The sequence below is a fragment of the Pseudomonas sp. B34(2017) genome (assembly GCF_002112915.1).
GTDB lineage: Bacteria > Pseudomonadota > Gammaproteobacteria > Pseudomonadales > Pseudomonadaceae > Aquipseudomonas > Aquipseudomonas pharyngis.
Window position 1 is genome coordinate 528,335 of record NZ_NEJA01000001.1, and the last position, 20,484, is coordinate 548,818.

The 20,484-nt window shown below is 61.8% G+C and carries 17 protein-coding genes; 6 read left to right on the forward strand and 11 right to left on the reverse strand.

The window, feature by feature from the left end; translation table 11 throughout:
* The 6 genes from emhB to CAF80_RS02570 all read left to right on the forward strand — a co-directional run bounded on the left by emhB (position 1) and on the right by CAF80_RS02570 (position 8,769).
* A complete protein-coding gene (gene emhB / locus CAF80_RS02545; RefSeq protein WP_039771443.1) occupies positions 1-3,165 on the forward strand; it encodes an efflux RND transporter permease subunit EmhB in 3,165 nt (1,054 codons plus the stop codon).
* Positions 3,162-4,622, forward strand: a complete 1,461-nt coding sequence (emhC, locus tag CAF80_RS02550; RefSeq protein ID WP_064593991.1) for an efflux RND transporter outer membrane subunit EmhC — start codon at positions 3,162-3,164, stop codon at positions 4,620-4,622. The genes emhB and emhC overlap by 4 nt, the downstream gene beginning before the upstream one ends.
* Positions 4,623-4,911: 289 nt before the next feature.
* Positions 4,912-6,171 (forward strand): OprD family porin, encoded by a 1,260-nt coding sequence (locus CAF80_RS02555; RefSeq protein ID WP_074691044.1) that lies wholly within the window; start codon positions 4,912-4,914, stop codon positions 6,169-6,171.
* A gap of 184 nt (positions 6,172-6,355) precedes the next feature.
* On the forward strand, positions 6,356-7,546 hold the full coding sequence (locus CAF80_RS02560; protein ID WP_085666807.1) for an FAD/NAD(P)-binding oxidoreductase: 1,191 nt from the start codon (positions 6,356-6,358) through the stop codon (positions 7,544-7,546).
* 26 nt (positions 7,547-7,572) lie between these two features.
* Entirely contained in the window at positions 7,573-7,929 is a 357-nt protein-coding gene (locus tag CAF80_RS02565) for a DUF1641 domain-containing protein (RefSeq protein WP_052266600.1), read from the forward strand.
* 21 nt (positions 7,930-7,950) lie between these two features.
* Positions 7,951-8,769 carry a methyltransferase domain-containing protein gene (locus CAF80_RS02570; RefSeq protein WP_085666808.1) on the forward strand — a complete coding sequence of 273 codons (819 nt, stop codon included), beginning with the start codon at positions 7,951-7,953 and terminating at the stop codon, positions 8,767-8,769.
* A gap of 51 nt (positions 8,770-8,820) precedes the next feature.
* On the opposite strand, the gene pcaC is transcribed toward CAF80_RS02570, so the two are convergent.
* The 11 genes from pcaC to pcaR form a co-directional block, all read right to left on the reverse strand.
* A complete protein-coding gene (pcaC, locus tag CAF80_RS02575; protein ID WP_011332825.1) occupies positions 8,821-9,213 on the reverse strand; it encodes a 4-carboxymuconolactone decarboxylase in 393 nt (130 codons plus the stop codon).
* Between the two features lie 12 nt (positions 9,214-9,225).
* Entirely contained in the window at positions 9,226-10,017 is a 792-nt protein-coding gene (gene pcaD, locus CAF80_RS02580) for a 3-oxoadipate enol-lactonase (protein ID WP_039771434.1), read from the reverse strand.
* A gap of 12 nt (positions 10,018-10,029) precedes the next feature.
* Positions 10,030-11,394: a 3-carboxy-cis,cis-muconate cycloisomerase gene (locus CAF80_RS02585; RefSeq protein WP_085666809.1), complete on the reverse strand. Its 1,365-nt coding sequence runs from the start codon at positions 11,392-11,394 to the stop codon at positions 10,030-10,032.
* Between the two features lie 46 nt (positions 11,395-11,440).
* Complete coding sequence (locus CAF80_RS02590; protein ID WP_039771430.1) at positions 11,441-12,736, reverse strand: MFS family transporter; 1,296 nt, start codon at positions 12,734-12,736, stop codon at positions 11,441-11,443.
* Positions 12,737-12,939: 203 nt separating this feature from the next.
* Positions 12,940-13,506 carry a protocatechuate 3,4-dioxygenase subunit alpha gene (gene pcaG / locus CAF80_RS02600; RefSeq protein WP_039771428.1) on the reverse strand — a complete coding sequence of 189 codons (567 nt, stop codon included), beginning with the start codon at positions 13,504-13,506 and terminating at the stop codon, positions 12,940-12,942.
* A 1-nt stretch (position 13,507) separates the two neighbouring features.
* Entirely contained in the window at positions 13,508-14,212 is a 705-nt protein-coding gene (pcaH, locus tag CAF80_RS02605; RefSeq protein WP_011332820.1) for a protocatechuate 3,4-dioxygenase subunit beta, read from the reverse strand.
* Positions 14,213-14,248: 36 nt separating this feature from the next.
* Positions 14,249-15,454, reverse strand: coding sequence for a 3-oxoadipyl-CoA thiolase (pcaF, locus tag CAF80_RS02610; protein WP_170928267.1), 1,206 nt, complete (start codon positions 15,452-15,454; stop codon positions 14,249-14,251).
* Positions 15,451-16,230 (reverse strand): CoA-transferase subunit beta, encoded by a 780-nt coding sequence (locus CAF80_RS02615; protein WP_085612381.1) that lies wholly within the window; start codon positions 16,228-16,230, stop codon positions 15,451-15,453. Before CAF80_RS02615 ends, pcaF begins: the two co-directional genes overlap by 4 nt.
* A complete protein-coding gene (locus CAF80_RS02620) occupies positions 16,230-17,087 on the reverse strand; it encodes a CoA transferase subunit A (protein WP_003222404.1) in 858 nt (285 codons plus the stop codon). The genes CAF80_RS02615 and CAF80_RS02620 overlap by 1 nt, the downstream gene beginning before the upstream one ends.
* A gap of 282 nt (positions 17,088-17,369) precedes the next feature.
* Positions 17,370-18,716 carry an MFS transporter gene (locus CAF80_RS02625; RefSeq protein ID WP_085666812.1) on the reverse strand — a complete coding sequence of 449 codons (1,347 nt, stop codon included), beginning with the start codon at positions 18,714-18,716 and terminating at the stop codon, positions 17,370-17,372.
* Between the two features lie 295 nt (positions 18,717-19,011).
* The gene (pcaR, locus tag CAF80_RS02630) at positions 19,012-19,854 is read right to left on the reverse strand and encodes a pca regulon transcriptional regulator PcaR (RefSeq protein WP_007917109.1); all 843 of its coding nucleotides are present in this window, start codon (positions 19,852-19,854) and stop codon (positions 19,012-19,014) included.
* Positions 19,855-20,484: the final 630 nt, after the last annotated feature.

Sequence of the window (20,484 nt, forward strand, 5' to 3'; positions counted from 1 at the left end):
ATGTCAAAATTTTTCATCGACCGTCCGATTTTCGCCTGGGTAATTGCCCTGGTGATCATGCTGGTCGGGGCACTTTCGATCCTGAAACTGCCAATCAACCAGTACCCGAGCATTGCGCCACCGGCCATTGCGATCTCCGTGACCTACCCGGGTGCTTCGGCACAGACGGTTCAGGACACCGTGGTGCAAGTGATCGAGCAGCAGCTCAACGGTATCGACAACCTGCGTTATGTGTCCTCGGAAAGTAACTCCGACGGCAGCATGACCATCACCGCGACCTTCGAGCAAGGCACCAACTCCGACACCGCGCAGGTCCAGGTCCAGAACAAGCTGAACCTGGCCACCCCGCTGCTGCCGCAAGAAGTGCAGCAACAGGGTATCCGCGTGACCAAGGCAGTGAAGAACTTCCTGCTGGTGATCGGCGTGGTGTCGCGTGACGGCAGCATGACCAAGGACGACCTGTCCAACTACATCGTGTCGAACATGCAGGACCCGATCTCGCGGACCGCCGGTGTCGGTGACTTCCAGGTCTTCGGTGCCCAGTACGCAATGCGCATCTGGCTCGACCCGGCCAAGTTGAACAACTTCAACCTGACCCCGGTCGACGTGAAAACCGCGATTGCGGCGCAGAACGTCCAGGTGTCGTCCGGTCAGCTCGGTGGCTTGCCTGCCGTGCAGGGCCAGCAGCTGAACGCCACGATCATCGGCAAGACCCGTCTGCAGACCGCCGAGCAGTTCAAAGAGATTCTGCTCAAGGTCAACAAGGATGGCTCTCAGGTCCGTCTGAAAGACGTCGCCGACGTCGGCCTGGGTGGCGAGAACTATGCGATCAGCGCCCAGTTCAACGGCAGCCCGGCGTCCGGTCTGGCGGTGAAACTGGCCAACGGCGCCAACGCTCTCGACACCGCCAAGGCACTGCGCAAGACGATTGACGACCTCAAGCCGTTCTTCCCGCAAGGCATGGAAGTGGTGTTCCCGTACGACACCACCCCGGTGGTGACCGAGTCGATCAAAGGCGTGGTTCACACCCTGGTCGAAGCGATTGCGCTGGTGTTCCTGGTGATGTTCCTGTTCCTGCAGAACTTCCGCGCCACCGTCATCACCACGATGACCGTGCCGGTGGTATTGCTCGGTACGTTCGGCATCCTCGCAGCGGCCGGTTTCAGCATCAACACCCTGACCATGTTCGGCATGGTGCTGGCCATCGGCTTGCTGGTGGACGACGCCATTGTCGTGGTGGAAAACGTCGAGCGGGTGATGAGCGAAGAAGGCTTGTCACCGAAGGAAGCGACCAAAAAATCCATGGGCCAGATCCAGGGCGCCCTGGTCGGTATCGCCCTGGTGCTGTCGGCGGTGTTGCTGCCGATGGCATTCTTCAGCGGCTCCACCGGTGTGATCTACAAGCAGTTCTCGATCACCATCGTGTCGGCCATGGCGCTGTCGGTACTGGTCGCGCTGATCTTCACCCCGGCGCTGTGCGCCACCATGCTCAAGGCGATTCCGCACGGTGAGCACGGCACGCCGAAAAAAGGTTTCTTCGGCTGGTTCAACCGCAACTTCGACCGTGGCGTCAACAGCTACGAGCGCGGTGTTGGCAACATGTTGTCGCGCAAGGCGCCGTATCTGCTGGCGTACCTGCTGATCGTGGTCGGCATGATCTGGCTGTTCACCCGCATCCCGACCGCGTTCCTGCCGGAAGAAGACCAAGGCGTTCTGTTCGCCCAGGTGCAGACACCAGCCGGTTCCAGTGCCCAGCGTACTCAGGTGGTGGTGGATGAAATGCGTGAATTCCTGCTGCGTCCGACCAAGGACGGCGGTGAAGGCGACGCAGTAGCCTCGGTGTTCACCGTGACCGGCTTCAACTTCGCCGGCCGTGGCCAGAGCTCGGGTATGGCGTTCATCATGCTCAAGCCGTGGGACGAACGTAACGCCGACAACAGCGTGTTCAAACTCGCCGCCCGCGCCCAGCAGCACTTCTTCAGCTTCCGCGATGCGATGGTGTTCGCCTTCGCCCCGCCGGCAGTACTGGAGCTGGGTAACGCCACCGGTTTCGACGTGTTCCTGCAGGACCGCGCCGGTATCGGTCACGAGAAGTTGATGGCTGCACGCAACCAGTTCCTCGGCATGGCCGCGCAGAGCAAGGTGCTCACGCAGGTCCGTCCGAACGGTCTGAACGATGAACCGCAGTTCCAGCTGGAAATCGATGACGAGAAGGCCAGTGCCCTGGGCATCACCATCTCCGACATCAACAACACCCTGTCGATTGCGCTGGGCAGTAGCTACGTCAACGACTTCATCGACCGCGGTCGGGTGAAGAAGGTGTACGTGCAGGGCCGGCCAGACTCGCGAATGAGCCCGGAAGACCTGAAGAAGTGGTACGTACGCAACGCCGCCGGCACCATGGTTCCGTTCTCCGCGTTCGCCAAGGGCGAGTGGATCTACGGTTCGCCGAAGCTGGCGCGTTACAACGGCGTTGAAGCGGTCGAGATCCTCGGTGCCCCGGCGCCGGGTTACTCCACCGGTGAAGCGATGGCCGAAGTCGAGGCGATTGCCAAGAAACTGCCGGCCGGTGTGGGTATCTCGTGGACCGGTCTGTCGTACGAAGAACGACTGTCCGGTTCGCAGGCTCCGGCGCTGTACGCCCTGTCGCTGCTGATGGTGTTCCTGTGTCTGGCGGCGCTGTATGAAAGCTGGTCGATTCCGATCGCGGTCATGCTCGTGGTTCCGCTGGGGATCATCGGTGCGCTGATGGCCACCAGCCTGCGCGGTCTGTCGAACGACGTGTACTTCCAGGTGGGTCTGTTGACGACCATCGGTCTGGCGGCTAAAAACGCCATTCTGATCGTCGAGTTCGCCAAGGAATTGCACGAGCAGGGACGCAGTCTGCGCGATGCGGCGATTGAAGCCTGCCGCATGCGTCTGCGACCGATCATCATGACGTCGCTGGCCTTCGTCCTCGGTGTTGTACCGTTGGCTATCTCCACCGGCGCAGGCTCGGGCAGTCAACACGCGATCGGTACCGGCGTGATTGGCGGTATGCTCACCGCGACGATCCTGGCGATATTCTGGGTTCCACTGTTCTTCGTCACTGTGTCGTCCATGGGTCAGCGCAAAAACGCTGGCAAGGATGACGCCATAGAAACTCCTAAAGAGGCTGGCCAATGAGCAAGTCGCTACTCTCCATCGCAGTCGCCGCCTTCGTGCTGAGCGGTTGCTCGCTGATACCGGATTATCAGCAGCCGCAAGCACCGGTGGCGGGCCAATACCCGCAGGGCCCGGCGTACTCGCCGGCCCAGGCACCGGCGCAGGCCGCTGCCGAACAGGGCTGGAAGCAGTTTTTCCATGACCCGGCCCTGCAGCAGCTGATCCAGGTCGCCCTGGAAAACAACCGCGACCTGCGCGTCGCGGCGCTGAACATCGACGCCTACGCGGCTCAATACCGCATCCAGCGTGCTGATCTGTTCCCGGCCGTGTCGGCCAATGCCAGCGGCAGCCGCCAGCGGGTTCCGGCCCGTGCGTCGCAGACCGGTGAAGCGGCCATCAGCAGTTCCTACTCCGCTACCGTCGGCATCAGCGCCTACGAACTCGACCTGTTCGGTCGGGTTCGCAGCCTGAGCGAACAAGCGCTGCAACAATACTTCGCCACCGAAGAAGCGCGCCGCAGCACCCAGATCAGCCTGGTGGCCAGCGTGGCCAACGCCTACCTGACCTGGCAGGCCGACAAGGAACTGCTCAAGCTGACCCAGGACACCCTCGGTGCCTTCGAGGAAAGCTACAAGCTGACCAGTCGCAGCAACGAAGTCGGTGTGGCCTCGGCGCTGGACCTGGCGCAGTCACGCACCTCGGTGGAAAACGCCCGGGCACAACTGGCGCGTTACACCCGCCAGGTCGCCCAGGACGAAAACAGCCTGACCCTGCTGCTCGGCACCGGCATCCCGGCCAACCTGCAAGCGGCCAAGCCGCTGTCGGATGACCTGCTGGCCGACGTACCGGCCGGTCTGCCGTCGGATCTGCTGCAACGCCGTCCGGACATCCTGCAGGCCGAGTACAACCTGAAGGCCGCCAACGCCAACATCGGCGCGGCCCGTGCAGCGTTCTTCCCGAGCATCAGCCTGACCGCCAACGCGGGCAGCCTGAGCCCGGACCTGTCCGGCCTGTTCAAGGGCGGTTCGGGCACGTGGCTGTTCCAGCCGCAGATCAACCTGCCGATCTTCAACGCCGGCAGCCTGCGCGCCAGCCTCGACTACGCCAAGATCCAGAAGGACATTGGCGTGGCGAACTACGAGAAGTCCATTCAAACGGCCTTCCAGGAAGTCGCCGACGGCCTGGCCGCGCGCCAGACCTACACCGAGCAGTTGCAGGCTCAGCGTGATTTCGTTCAGGCCAACCAGGACTACTACCGCCTGGCCGAACGTCGCTATCGCATTGGCGTCGACAGCAACCTGACCTTCCTCGATGCCCAGCGTCAGCTGTTCAGCGCACAACAATCGCTGATCACCGACCGCCTCGCGCAGCTGACCAGTGCGGTCAACCTGTACAAGGCCCTGGGCGGTGGCTGGAATGCGCAGACCGCGCAGAACGAGCCGCTCAAAGAAGAAGCGCCGAAGATGAAGTTGTTCTGATCATCTGCTGAATACAAGAAGCCCACCGTTTGGTGGGCTTTTTGTTGCCCGCAAATCTTGCGTTCGATAATCGCCCAAATTTCACTTTCGCCGATTGAATCGCCTCGCCCGCGCCCCGCACCATTCGAGCCACAAAACCAATAACAACAGGTTCGACACCATGCTCCCGCGCCCTGCTCCTCCCGGCTGATCGCCGCCGCTTCGCCTCTGAATCCATCGAATGTCTGCGCCTTGAAAAACGGCCGCAGCGCCCCCGTTTGCCCCAAAAAAACAAGAGAGACCCGAGCCCATGACAACCTCCCCTGCGCCCTACGCACTTCCCGGTCTGATCGCCCTCGCCCTGGCCGGCATCGCGCTGCCCGCTGCGGCTGAAGAAGCCGGTTTTATCGACGGGGCCAAGGTCAACCTGAACCTGCGCAACTTCTACATCAACCGCAACTTCACCAACCCGACCAAGGCTCAGGGCAAGGCTGAAGAGTGGACGCAGAACTTCATCCTCGACGCCAAATCCGGTTTCACCCAAGGCACCGTCGGGTTCGGTCTGGATGTGCTGGGGTTGTACTCGGTGAAGCTCGATGGCGGCAAAGGCACCGGCGGCACGCAACTGTTGCCGCTGGATCATGACGGACGCCCGGCGGACAACTTCGGCCGCACCAACGTCGCCTTCAAGGCGAAGCTGTCGCAAACCGAAGTGAAGGTCGGCGAGTGGATGCCGGTGCTGCCGATCCTGCGTTCGGACGACGGCCGCTCGCTGCCGCAGACCTTTCGCGGCGGCCAGATCACCTCGAAGGAAATCGACGGCCTGACCCTCTACGGCGGCCAGTTCCGCGCCAACAGCCCGCGCGACGACAGCAGCATGAGCGACATGTCGATGACCGGCAAAGCCGCGTTCACTTCCGATCGCTTCAACTTTCAGGGCGGCGAATACGTGTTCAACGACAAGCGCACCCAGATCGGCCTGTGGAACGCCGAGCTCAAGGACATCTACAGCCAGCAATACGTCAACCTGATCCACAGCCAGCCGCTCGGCGACTGGACGTTGGGCGCCAACCTCGGTTTCTTCTACGGCAAGGACGACGGCAGCGCCCGCGCCGGCGAACTCGACAACAAGACCTGGTCAGGCCTGTTCTCCGCAAAATACGGTGGCCACACCTTCTACGTCGGCCTGCAGAAACTCACCGGCGACAGCGCCTGGATGCGCGTCAACGGCACCAGCGGCGGCACCCTGGCCAACGACAGCTACAACGCCAGCTACGACAACGCGCAGGAACGCTCCTGGCAGGTCCGCCACGACTACAACTTCGTTGCCCTGGGCATCCCCGGCCTGACCCTGATGAACCGTTACATCAGCGGCGACAACGTGCACACCGGCACCATCACCGACGGCAAGGAATGGGGCCGCGAATCGGAACTGGGCTACACCGTGCAGAGCGGCGCGCTGAAGAACCTGAACGTCAGATGGCGCAACTCGACCATGCGCCGCGACTTCAGCAACAACGAGTTCGACGAGAACCGCCTGATTATCAGTTATCCGATCAGTTTGCTGTGACTGTGAAAACGGCGCTCCCGGCGAGCGCCGTCTTTGACCGCTGGTCATTTGAGTCTGGCAAGCCACCAAGACCCGGTTACATTTGAGTGGTACTTTTTATTCTCCAGCCTGCAGTAGGAGTCATTTACCTTCCGTTATCTCCGGATGCCGTACGCGAAGCACACCTTGACCATGGAGGTCAGGTATGAAAAAGCGAATAGTGATCGTCGGTGGCGGCGTAGGCGGAACCATGCTGGCCAATCAACTGGTCGGCAAGCTGTATCCCGAAATCCTGCGCGACGAAGTCTCGATCATCCTCCTGTCGGAATACCCCGATCATTACTACAAACCTGCGTTCATGTACGTGGCGTTCAACCAGTTCTTCAAAGAAGAACTCAAACGCCCGGAACGCTCGTTGTTGCGCCCTGAAATCGACTTTCAGGTTGAAAAGGTCATACGGTTCGACTTCAACAACCAGCGCCTCAAAACCCATAGCGGCAAGTTTTTTGTCTACGACTTTCTGGTCATCGCCACCGGTTGTGTACCCGCTCCGGAACGCATCGAAGGGTTGAAAGAGGCCGGCGACCATTTCTATCAATACGAACCGGCGCGCCAACTGGCGCAACGTCTGAGCACGATTGAAAAAGGTCGGATTTTCATTACCGTGTCTTTTCCGCAGACTCCCAATGTGCCGCACCAATGCGGTATTGCTCCGGTAGAAACGACACTCATGCTGCATGATTTTCTGTGCCGTCGTGGTGTTCGCAAGAACGTGGAGATCATCTACACCTACCCGACTACCGCCCAGCTGTTGCGCAACTGTCTGTTCCTGCAACGCCCGACCGGAGAGATCCTGCCGGGCATTTTCGACAAAGCGGGCATCCAGTATCGGCGCGGTTTCACTCTGAGCCAGGTCGATCCCGACGCAAAAATCGCCTACTCCCATGAAGGCGCGGACGAACAGTTCGACATCCTGATGGCAACCCCGCCGATCCGCGCCGTGGATGCGGTGCTGGAGTCCGGAATTTCCCAGGCACCCAACAACGAAGGCTGGTTGCCGACCAACCACGAAACGCTGCAGGTCTATGGCCATGAGGGGGTCTATGTGATCGGCGACACCGTTGACCTGCCAGTGAGCAAGGCCGGAGGCGCCTGCCATAACCAGGCACCGGTGATCGCCAACAACATCGCCGCCGAAATCCGTCTGGGGCACCCCATCAGTGCCTATGACGGTCGCGTTCAGGCCGTTGCGCAAATGGGCCTGAATGCCGGAATGCCGCTTTGGTACGACTACAGCCGTGACGTACTGCCGACGCCACCGACCAAACTCGGGGGTCTGCTGCGCAACAGCTTCAATCGCGGTCTGTACTGGGCGGTGGCCCGTGGAATGCTTTGACCCTGCACAGGGAGGAGTGATTGCTGATGAAAGAGTCTGAAGCCCTGTCGGCCACACCCGGCTACACCGCCCTGATGGCCAAACTACAGCCATTGATTGATGGCGGACGGCTGGAGAACATTATCGATCTGCTTTCCCTGCTGTCGGATCTGGTCGACCTGTTGGATGAAGCCATGGTGGAGAAGCTGTCCTTGCTGGTCGAACAGGCGGCAGCCTGCAGTTGGGAGATGGCCAATGCTCTGCGTCTGGCGAAGGCTGAAGTCGCTGCGCACCACCAGGCACCAAGCGCCGTTGCACTGCTCAAACTGTTGAACGACAGCGATACACGCAAAGGAGTAGCCGTTGTCCTGAAAGCGCTCAACGTCATCGGAAGACAACTTTAACTCGCCAGAGAGGATCACCTCATGAGCGTAAAACTCGAAACGCCGGGCAAGCCCTGCTCCGACTGGGACGCCAAGGCGTACCAGCAGTTTTTCCGTCTCAGGCAACAACCGGTCGTTGAATTGCTCGGCCGCGTAGACCTGGACAATCCTCAGCGCATTTATGACCTCGGTTGCGGCACCGGGATTGCCACGCGACTGTTGGCCGAACGCTGGCCGCGTGCGCAGTTGCGGGGCATCGACAGTTCGGCACAGATGCTCGATCAGGCCCGCAGCCTGCCGATCAAGGCGTCGTGGCAGCATTGCAACCTGCTCGACTGGCAACCCGAGCAATCGGCCGACCTGCTGCTGGCCGCAGCCGTGCTGCACTTTATCGACGACCATGAGCAACTGCTGCCCCGTCTGCTCGGCCACATAAACCCTGGCGGGTGCCTCGCCGCGCACATGCCGGACTGGCGTGATGCGCTGTGGTATCAGCTGATGCTCGACACCCTCGACGACGCCGGACCCTGCGGTCGCCCCATCGGCACTGCACAATTGCGCCAGCGCATGGCCGCGCGGCCGTTGTTGTCGCTGGAGGCTTACTACCGGCTGCTGGCCCCGCTGACCCAGTCACTGGATATCTGGGAAACAGAGCAATTGCAGGTGGTCGACGGCAAGTCGCCGGTTTATGACTGGGTGAAGGTGTCGGCGCTGCGGCCGGTGATGCAGGGACTGACGTCAGAGGAACAGGCGCGCTTTATTTATCACTACCTGATGCGGGTGCATACGCACTATCCGCAGGAGGAAAATGGCCATACGTTGTTTGCGTTCAAGCGGATTTTCATTGTCGCCAAGGTGTGATTTTCAAAGGATCGCAGCCAGTTGAAGACTGCGATCCCTTGAGTTCAACGATCACTCGCGGGATTCGGTACCCAGCTCATCCCACACCGACTCGGCCAGATGAAAGGTCGCATTCGCCGCCGGAATCCCGCAGTAGATCGCGCTCTGCATGATCACTTCCTTGATCTCGCCGCGACTCACGCCATTGTTGGCCGCCGCCCGCAGGTGCAACTTGAGTTCACCTTCGCGGTTCATGCCGATCAGCATGGCGATGGTGATCAGGCTGCGGGTGTGGCGTGGCAGGCCCGGGCGGGTCCAGATGTCGCCCCAGGCGTGACGGGTGATCATCTCCTGGAACTCCGAGTTGAACTCGGTCAGCGTGGTCAGGCTGCGATCGACATGAGCGTCGCCAAGCACCGCGCGGCGCACTTGCATGCCGTCGTCGTAACGTTGTTTCTCGTCCACGAAAATCCTCCTTCAGTCAGCCAGCAGGAATGTCAGCACACGGTCGCTGAACGCGTCGCCGGCCTGAACGTTGGAAAGGTGCGCCGCATAAAACTCGGCGTACTCGGCATCGCGCACATGCTCCTGGATGAAGTGCCCGCCGGACGGTGGCGTCACCGCATCTTCGGTACCGGCGATCACCAGCAGCGGCACCGTGATCGACGCCAACTGCTCGCGGAAATCCGCATCGCGCACCGCTGCGCAGTTGGCGGCGTAACCTTCAGGATTGGTCCCGGCCAGCATGTCGGTGATCTGCTTCGCGGCTGCCGGGTTGGCTGCCGAAAAGTCCGGAGTAAACCAGCGGGCAATCGATGCATCACGCAACGCGACCATCGCCGCCGGGCCGTCACGCAGCACGGTTTCGATGCGCGGGTTCCACACCGACGGATCGCCGATTTTTGCCGCGGTGTTGCAAACGATCAGTTTGTTCAACCGCTGGCCGGCGTTGATCCCCAGCCACTGGCCGATCAGGCCGCCCATCGACAGACCGCAGAAATGCGCGCGTTCAATGTGCAGCGCATCCAGCAACGCCAGCACGTCGCGGCCCAGTTGCTCGATGCTGTAAGGGCCCGGCGTCACCAGCGACTGGCCGTGCCCGCGAGTATCGAAACGCAGCACGCGAAAATGTTCGGTGAAGGCCGGCATCTGCACGTCCCACATGTGCAGGTCGGTGCCCAGCGAGTTCGACAGCACCAGCACCGGCGCATCGACCGGGCCTTCCAATGTGTAATGCAGTTCGCCATCGGCGAGTTGAACGAAAGCCACAGCCCTCTCCTTTCAGTCAGACAATGCGTTGTGTTCGGCCACTGCCCGCTCGACCCAGACCTGTGCCTGACCGAGGTAATGGGCGGGATCGAGCAGATGATCCAGTTCGGTTGCGCTCAGTTCGGCGGTCACCTGCGGCTCGTCACCGAGGACCGCTCGCAGATGACGCTGTTCGGCCACCGCTCGTTTGCAGCATTGCTCGAGCAGATGATGCGCGGTGTCGCGGCCGACCCGTTGCGCAAGCACGATGCTCACTGCTTCGGCCAGCACCAGACCTTGAGTCAGTTCCAGGTTGCGGGCCATGCGCGCGGCATCGACCTCCAGACCGTCGGCCAGCAGCCGCGCCTGTTGCAGTGCGCCCGACACCAGGCAGCAGATCTCCGGCAGGGTTTCCCATTCGGCGTGCCACAAACCGAGGCTGCGTTCGTGCTCCTGAGGCATGGCGCTGAACAGCGTCGAGACCAGCCCCGGAACGCGGGTGGCGGCGCCGATCAACACCGCCGCGCCCACCGGATTGCGTTTGTGCGGCATGGTCGAGGAACCGCCCTTGCCCGGCGCCGACGGTTCGAACACTTCCGCCGCTTCGGTCTGCATCAACAGGCTGATGTCGCGGCCGAATTTGCCGAGGCTGCCGGCGATCAGACCGAGCACCGCGCCGAACTCGACGATGCGGTCGCGCTGGGTGTGCCACGGTTGTTCCGGCAGGGTCAGTTGCAGTTCTTCGGCCAGCGCCCGGGCGATCGGCAACGCCTGTTCGCCGAGCGCCGCGAGGGTGCCGGACGCGCCGCCGAATTGCAGCACCAGCAGCCGTGGCTTGAGCTCGCGCAGACGCTGACGGCTGCGCGTGATCGCACCGAGCCAACCGGCGATCTTCATGCCGAGCGTCACCGGCGTCGCATGTTGCAGCCAGGTACGTCCTGCCAGCGGCGTCGCGGCGTGGCGCTGCGCCTGAATGGCGAGGGCGTCGGCCAGTTGCGCCAGCTCCCTTTCAATCAATTCCAGCGCCTGACGCAATTGCAGCACCAGCCCGGAATCCATCACGTCCTGACTGGTGGCACCCAGATGTACATAGCGCTCGGCTTCGGCATCGGTCGCGGCGATCTGTTTGCCCAACGCCTTCACCAGTGGAATCGCCGAATTGCCGGCCGTGGCAATCGCCTCGCTCAGTGCTGCGAAATCAAACAGCCCGGCGCGGCAGGCGTTTTCGATCGACGCGACAGCACCCGCCGGAATCAACCCGACGCGTGCTTCGGCCCGGGCCAGTGCCGCTTCGAAGTCGAGCATCGCCTGCACCCGGCCCTGATCGCAGAACACGTCGCGCATATCGCGGGCAGTAAAGTAGGCATCGAACAACTGATTGCCCGGTCGCTGAGTCATAAACAGTCCTTGCCGGCGCGGGCCGTTATGGCCCGCGCGCATCGGTTTAAAGATCGTGGTGCAAATACTTCGCTTCTTTGGGCAGGCGCAGGCTGAACAGGAACGCCACGGCCATCATGATCGTGACATACCAGTAGAACGCGTTTTCCATTCCGCCAGCCTTGAGGCTCAGGGCCACGTATTCTGCCGAACCGCCGAAAATCGCGTTGGCCACCGCATAGGCCAGGCCGACGCCGAGGGCGCGGACTTCCGGCGGGAACATCTCGGCTTTCACCAGACCGCTGATCGAGGTGTAGAAACTGACGATCGCCAGCGCCACGGTAATCAGCACAAAGGCCAGGAACGGGCTGCCGACACTTTTCAGGCTGAGCAGGATCGGCACTGTGAACAACGTGCCGAGGCCGCCGAACCAGAGCATCGAGTTACGCCGGCCGATCTTGTCGGCGAGCATGCCGAACAGCGGCTGCATGCACATGTACAGGAACAGCGCGCCGGTCATGATGTAGCTGGCGGTCTTGGCGTGCATGCCGGCGGTGTTCACCAGGTACTTCTGCATGTACGTGGTGAAGGTGTAGAAAATCAGCGAGCCGCCGGCGGTGTAGCCGAGCACGGTGATGAACGCAGCCTTGTGATCGCGGAACAGTGCACGGATGCTGCCGGCGTCCTTGTTCTCGCGCATTTCCTTGCTGGTGGTTTCTTTCAGCGAGCGACGCAGGAACAGCGAAATCAGCGCGGCGGCCGCACCGACCACGAACGGAATCCGCCAGCCGTAGGCACGCAATTCTTCTTCAGAGAGGAACTGTTGCAGGATCACCACCAGCAGCACCGCCAGCAGTTGCCCGCCGATCAGGGTCACGTACTGGAACGAGGCGAAGAACCCGCGCTGGCCCTTGAGCGCGACTTCGCTCATGTAGGTCGCGGTGGTGCCGTATTCACCGCCCACCGACAGGCCTTGCAGCAGACGCGCGAACAACAGCAGCAGCGGCGCCCAGACGCCGATGTCCTTGTAGGTCGGCAGGCAGGCGATCAGCAACGAGCCGAAGCACATCATCAGGATCGAGATCAGCATCGAGTTCTTGCGCCCGTGCTTGTCCGCGACCCGGCCGAAAATCCAGCCGCCGATCGGTCGCATCAGGAACCCGGCGGCGAATACGCCTGCCGTGTTGACCAACTGCACCGTGGGGTTGTCGGAGGGGAAAAACGCCGGGGCGAAATAGATCGCGCAGAAGGCGTAGACGTAGAAGTCGAACCATTCGACGAGGTTGCCGGACGACGCGCCGACAATGGCAAAGATGCGCTTGCTGCGCTCTTCACCGGTGTAATGGGAGGTGAGGGTTGTCATTGTTTTTCACTCGATAGGGACAGTGAGAGTCTAGACACACTTTGCAACAGCCCCGTTCCACATTGGATCACCAGCCAGACCCGATCTCTGATCGTTCCCACGCTCCGCGTGGGAATGCCGCCATGGACGCTCTGCGTCCAATGTGACGCGGAGCGTCACGGTATGCATTCCCACGCAGAGCGTGGGAACGATCAGTATCCGGTTCAGTAATCGAAGAACACCGTCTCGGCATCAGTGCCCTGCAGGATCACATTCCACTGATAGACACCCGCCGCGTCCGGCTTCGCCAGCAACGTATCGCGGCGCTCGGCCGGTACGCATTCGAGCAGCGGATCATTGACGTTCGCCGGATCGCCCTCGAAGTAAATCCGCGTCAGCAAGTGCTTCACCAACCCGCGCGCAAACACCAGCACCACCAAATGCGGCGCCTGGGTCGAGCCCTTGAGGCCTTCAACCGTGCCCGGCTTGATGGTGGTGAAACGAAAGCGCCCTTCCGCATCCACCGGCACCCGGCCGAAGCCTTCGAAATTCGGGTCGAGCGGCTTGGCCTGCTCGTCTTCCGGGTGGTCATATTTGCCGGCGGCGTTGGCCTGCCAGACTTCGAGCATGGCGTCGTTGACGACATCGCCGTTGCCGTCCACCACTTGCCCGGTGATCGCCACACGCTGGCCGAGGGTCAGTTCGTTGGCGAGGTTTTCACGGTTCAGCCAGGTCAGGCCGATGTGGTAATACGGCCCGACGGTATGGGACGTGGTCGCAGTCAGGGTCATCTCATTTCTCCATCGGCGTGGCTTCGCGGCCGCGCAGCACGATGTCCCAGCGATAAGCGAGGGCGTAGGACGGAATGGTTTTTTCCAGATCGAAAGCGGCGATCAGGCGTTCCTTGGCCGAGGTGTCCGGCACGCAGTTGTAGATCGGGTCGTAGGCCAGCAGCGGGTCGCCGGGGAAATACATTTGCGTGACCAGGCGCGTCAGGATGCTCGGCCCGAACAGCGAGAAATGCACATGGGCCGGACGCCAGGCATTGTGGTGGTTGCCCCACGGATAGGCGCCGGGCTTGATGGTCTGGAACTGATACCAGCCGTCGGCGTCGGTCACGGTGCGGCCGGTGCCGGTGAAGTTCGGATCCAGCGGTGCGTCGTGCAGGTCACGGGCATGGTTGTAGCGACCGGCGGCGTTGGCCTGCCAGATCTCCACCAGAATCCCCGGCACCGGCAGACCGTCTTCGTCGAGCACACGCCCGTGAATGATGATCCGCTCACCGAGCGGTTCGCCCTGATGCTGGGCGGTCAAATCGTTGTCGGTATCGGCCACACGCTCGGCACCGATGGTCGGCCCGGTGATTTCCGACAGCGAGTGCGGCAGAAACACCAACGGCTTGGACGGCGAGCGCAGATTGGTGGATTGATAGGTCGGGTGCAGGTACGGCGGCTGGGTGCCTTCCTGCGGGCGGCGGTAACCAGGCTTGTCAGTCATTTCGCTTTCCTCTGTTCTTTTTCGTCACGGCTTGCGTCAGACGCGTTCGATGGCCAGGGCCAGACCCTGGCCGACACCGACGCACATGGTCGCCAGACCTTTCTTGCCACCGGTCTTTTCCAGCTGATGCAGCGCAGTCAGCACCAGCCGCGCGCCGCTCATGCCCAACGGGTGGCCCAAGGCAATAGCGCCACCGTTCGGGTTGACCTGCGCCGCGTCGTCCGCCAGCCCCAGTTCGCGCAATACCGCCAGACCCTGGCTGGCGAAGGCTTCGTTGAGTTCGATCACATCGAAATCGCTGACCGCAACGCCGAGGCGTTCGGTGAGTTTGCGCACCGCCGGCACCGGGCCGATGCCCATCACCCGTGGCGCAACACCGGCGCTGGCCATGCCGAGCACTTTGGCGCGAGCGGTCAGGCCGTGTTTTTTTACCGCTTCGGCCGAGGCCAGAATCAGCGCGGCGGCACCGTCGTTGACGCCCGAAGCGTTGCCGGCGGTGACGGTCTTGTCCGGGCCGTTGACCGGTTTCAGTTTAGTCAGGGCTTCAAGCGTGGTATCGGCGCGTGGGTGTTCGTCCTGGCTGACCACGGTTTCGCCCTTTTTGTGGGCGATCCGTACTTCGACGATTTCCTCGGCGAAGTAGCCGGCAGCCTGGGCAGCGGCCGTACGTTGCTGACTGCGCAGGGCGAAAGCGTCCTGATCCTCGCGGGAAACTTCGTAGTCGTCGGCGACGTTGTCGGCGGTCTGCGGCATCGCATCAACGCCATACTGGGCCTTCATCAACGGGTTGATGAAACGCCAGCCGATGGTGGTGTCCTCCAGCTTCATGTTGCGCGAGAACGCCGCATCAGCCTTGCCCATCACGAACGGTGCGCGGGACATCGACTCGACGCCACCGGCAATCGCCAGCTCCATTTCACCGCTGGCGATGGCGCGGAACGCGGTGCCGATGGCATCCATGCCCGACGCGCAGAGGCGATTGAGGGTGACGCCCGGCACGGTCTCCGGCAGACCGGCCAGCAGCAGCGCCATGCGCGCGACGTTGCGGTTGTCTTCACCGGCCTGGTTGGCGCAGCCGAGGAATACTTCGTCGATGGCGCTCCAGTCCACCGACGGATTGCGTTCCATCAAGGCCTTGATCGGCACGGCGGCCAGGTCGTCGGCGCGAACAGCCGCCAGACCGCCACCGAAACGGCCGATGGGAGTACGAATCGCATCGCAGATAAAAACGTCGCGCATCATGCTTCTCCCGGTGCCTGGCCGTGGGCCGCTGCGGTGCGGGCTTCGAGATCGCGCAGGGCGGTCAGCTCGACTTCGGTCGGTTCGGCGGTGGTGTCAACGTTGTCGGCAAAACGGATGGCCCAACCGGTAGCGGCGACCACTTGCTCGCGGGTCACGCCCGGATGCAGGGCAGTAACGACGAATTCGTGGGTGCCCTCTTCCGGTTCCATGATGCACAGGTCGGTGATGATCCCGACCGGCCCGGCGCCCGGCAGGCCCAGACGTTTGCGCGAATCGCCGCCCTCGCCATGGCCGACCGAGGTGATGAAATCGAGTTTGTCGACAAACGAACGCGCCGACTGTTTAAGGATGATCAGCACGCTTTTGGCGGAACCGGCGATCTCCGGCGCACCGCCGGCACCCGGCAAGCGCACTTTCGGCTGGTGATAGTCGCCGACCACGGTGGTGTTGATGTTGCCGAAACGGTCGACCTGCGCTGCGCCGAGGAAACCGACGTCGATGCGTCCGCCCTGCAGCCAGTAGCGAAAAATCTCACCGGTTGGTACGACGGTGTCAGCGGTTTCCGCCAGTTCGCCGTCACCGATCGACAGTGGCAATACGCTGGGTTTGGCGCCGATAGGGCCCGACTCGTAGATCAGCACCACGTCCGGCGACGACGTCAAGCGCGCCAGGTTGGCGGCTTTCGACGGCAGGCCGATGCCGACGAAGCACACCGAGCCGTTCTTCAGGCGACGGGCCGCGGCGACGGTCATCATTTCATTGGTGGTGTAAGTCATTACTTGGCCTCCGAAGCAGCGGCCAACTTGGCCTGGAACTCGCTGAAGTCAGCGCAGCCATGGATGTATTCGTTGATCCACGCGGTAAACGTCTCACGGTCGCGGGCGATCGGATCCCACGCCTGATAGAAGCGGTTGTCACGCTCGGTGTAACCGTGGGCGTAGGATGGATGCGCGCCACCGGGTACATGGCAGACCGCGCTCAAGGCCCAGGTCGGCAGCACGCAGGCGTTCATCGGGGCGTTGAGGTTGTCGACGATCTCTTCGACGGTGACGATGCAACGCTTGGCGGCCAGTGCGGCTTCTTTCTGCACACCGAGAATGCCCCACAGCAGCACGTTGCCCTGACGGTCGGCTTTCTGGGCGTGGATCACGGTCACGTCCGGACGCACCGACGGCACCGCCGCCAGCACTTCGCCGGTGAACGGGCAAGTCACGGATTTGATCAGCGGGTTGACCTTCGGCAGGTCGGAACCGGCGTAGGCCCGCAACACCGCGAACGGCAGGCCGGAGGCGCCGGCAACGTAGGCATTGGCCAGGTCGGCGTGGCTGTGCTCTTCGATTTCCAGCGCGTGCGGCCATTGTTTCTCGACCGCGTCGCGCAGACGGTGCAGCGAACCCACGCCAGGGTTGCCGCCCCAGGAGAAGATCAGCTTGCGTGCACAGCCGGCGCCGATCAGTTGGTCGTAGATCAGGTCAGGCGTCATCCGCACCAGGGTCAGATCTTTCTTGCCCTGACGAATGATTTCGTGACCCGCCGCCGTAGGGATCAGGTGAGTGAAGCCTTCGAGCGCGACGGTATCGCCGTCGTTGACGAATTGCTTCACCGCGTCGTGCAGCGAAAGGATCTCAGCCATGGAGCGGGCTCCCGTTTTTGTAATGAATCGCCAGTGAATAAAAAGGCGCGAGGTTCTGCGCCGGAGTCACTGAAGATTAAGCCGCTGATTTTCGCCAAACAATCCGATAATCGACTGAGTGTTCGTTTATCGAACAGATTGTTATCTGCCTATCATTCCGTCACTGATCGTTCCCACGCTCTGCGTGGGAATGCAGCCCGGGACGCTCCGCGTCCCTTCCGGAGCCGAACGCGGAGCAACCTCTGCGGCCAGTTCGACGCGGGAACGATCCTGCAATGAAACTCAGGTCGCGTCCGCGTGACTGACCAGACCCTTGATCACCACCGCTGCCGTGGCCAGGCCCGCCGGAACCACCAGCGCCGTCAGCACTTGCTCGAAATTCCAGCCCAGGCCCAGCAGGGTCGCGCCCATCCACGCTCCGAGAATCGCGCCAAACCGGCCGATCCCGAGCATCCAAGACACCCCCGTCGCCCGGCCCTGCGTCGGATAAAACCGCGCTGCCAGCGACGGCATCGCCGATTGCGCACCGTTGACGCACATGCCCGCCACCAGCACCAGCGTCGCCAGCAGCGTGATGTTGCCCAGACTCTGCCCGACCGCGTAGGCAAACACCCCGGCCAGCAGGTAGAAAATGCCGATCACCTTGTGCGGATTGAAGCGGTCCATCGCCCAGCCTACGCCCACCGCGCTCAACACTCCGCCGAACTGGAACAGCGCGCCGATAAACGCCGCCTGTTCCATGCTCGCGCCGCTGTCACGCATCAGGGTCGGCAGCCAACTGGTCAGCAGGTACACGATCACCAGACCCATGAAGTAGGTCAGCCACAGCAGCAACGTGCCGACGCTGTAGGTGCCGGAAAAAATCACCGCAAACACGTTGCGCGCTTTCACGGTTTTCTGTTCCGGCACGCTGAAACTCGCGGCCTGAGCGACGATGGCAGGATCAATGGGTGCGAGAGTCTTGCGCACCTTGTCGGTGCCGCGATTGCGCACCACCAGATAACGCGCCGACTCCGGCAGCCAGAGAAGCAACACCACGGTGAGGATCAGCGGCAGGATCCCGCCGATCAGCAACAGACTGTGCCAGCCGAATGCCGGGATCAACTTGGCCGAAATAAACCCGCCACCGGCCATGCCCAGGTTGAAGCCGCAGAACATGCTGGTCACCAACAGGGACTTCTTGCGCTCCGGGGTATATTCCGACAGCAGCGTGGTGGCGTTCGGCATCCCGGCGCCCAGTCCCAGACCAGTGAGGAAACGCAGCACCAGCAACTGATCGACATTGGTGGCGTAGGCCGACGCCAGGCTGAAAGCACCGAACAGAAAAACCGCGCCGACCAGTACGACTTTTCGCCCGAAGCGGTCAGCCAATGGCCCGGAGCCCAGCGCACCGAAGACCATTCCGATCAGCGCGGCACTCATCACCGGGCCGAGGCTGGCGCGGTCGATGCCCCAGTCCTGGGACAGGGCCGGCGCGATAAACCCCATGGCCGCAGTATCGAGGCCATCGAGGAACACAATCAGGAAACACAGGATCACCACTCGCCACTGATAGCGCGAGATCGGTTGGGCGTTGATGAAGGACTGCACGTCGAGGCAGTGACCTACAGCGGACTGAGGCTGGTTCATTATTTTTATTCCACGCAAGAAAACGCAGTCGAACGGCGGCCGGCCAGAGAGCGGCACGGTCACAACTATATAAGGAAGAAATCAGGCGTTGCGCTAATACCGGCAACAGGAACGGGAGCGGCGACAGTCGGGGAACGTGCGCATGGGAAGTTGCCTCTTGTCATTATTATGGGAGTCGACGATCCGGCGGGCTCATTCACATTCGTGCCGGATGACGCTGCCGCGACATTAATGATCCGGGGGTTTTAGCGTCAATTCGATAAACGCAACTCTGTGCGTTTATCGAACAGCTTCATCAGGCAAACAATTGCGCACTGAGGTCGCGACTGGCGCTCAACAGGCCCGGCAGAAAGCGCTGCTCGAGCTCGGTACGGCTGACACGACCGGCGTGGGTGCTGACATTGAGCGCGGCCACCACCTGGCCGGAAGCGTCATACACCGGCACGGCAATCGAACGCAGACCTTGTTCCAGTTCCTGATCGACGATGCACCAGCCCTGCTGCCGGACTTCCTGCAGACATTCGAGCAAGGCGTCGGGGGTGTGAATCGTGCGGCTGGTCTTGGCCACCAGTTCGGCGTGGTCGAGATATTCTCGCAGCGAGGTGTCGTCCAGCGCCGCCAGCAGGATTCGCCCCATCGACGTGCAGTACGCCGGCAAGCGCCCGCCCACCGACAGGTCCACCGAAATCAGACGCTGGGTGGTGGCCGAACGGGCAATGTAGAGAATGTCGTCGCCTTCCAGCGTGGCCATGTTGCAGGCCTCGTGCAGTTGCTCGCTCATGCGGTCGAGATACGGCTGGGCCGAGACCGCCAGCGGCGTCGACGACAGATAGGCGTGACCGAGGGTCAGCACTTTCGGCAGAAGCGAATAAGTGCGCCCATCGGTGGTGGCGTAGCCGAGCTTGATCAGTGTGTGCAGGCAACGGCGCACGGCGGCGCGGGGAATTTCCGTGCGATGGCTGATCTGGGCGATGGTCAGGTGGCGCTTGCGCTCCTGAAACGCCTGCACCACCGCCAGGCCACGGGCCAGGGAGGTCATGAAATCCGGGTCGCCGGTCAGGGCCTGGATACGCTTGGCCGGCGAAGCGACGATCGGCGGCGCTACCGAGGTGAAGGAATTGCGCATTTGATCGTTCATGTCAGGTCCTTTTTTTCTTGTTCGGATCAACGGCTATACAAGCGGCTCGCTGGCAGATACACAAGCGACAGACCGCCAACACCGGGCGATTATCGAACCGTCGACCGATAATCGCAATCGCCCTCACCTACTCGTTTGGGTTGTGCGGAACAGATTTGAACTTGGAACGCCGGTGTGGTTTAAGCGCCTTAGTTGTCCGACTAAATGGCGCCAGAAATCAAACACTGCGCAACGGCGATGCAACTATTGATGAAAGTTGCACGTCACAAAACAATCACACATCCGGAACCGTTTTTAACTTGGCAAAGATAGTCAATCCCGATTCGGCCGCTATAATGCACCTCAGTGACACCGCGCTCTTATTTGCCGACGGTGCCACCCGCTGGCGCGATGTCCATCGCTGCCGGCCCCGGCCAGCGCCTGACGCTCATTACTCATGCACCGCCAGCGCGCTCGCTGAAACAGGAAACTGATGCTGCGTCAGTTTTAATCTGGTGCCGTAGCCGCCTGCAACATGGAAGTCCTGACCGTCTTCCCGACAACACCGCTGCCTGTCCGGGCAAGCGCTTGTTGATGAACCGGTTAAATGATTCGTTGCAGTGCGTTTCACCAGACATTTATCTCAACTCA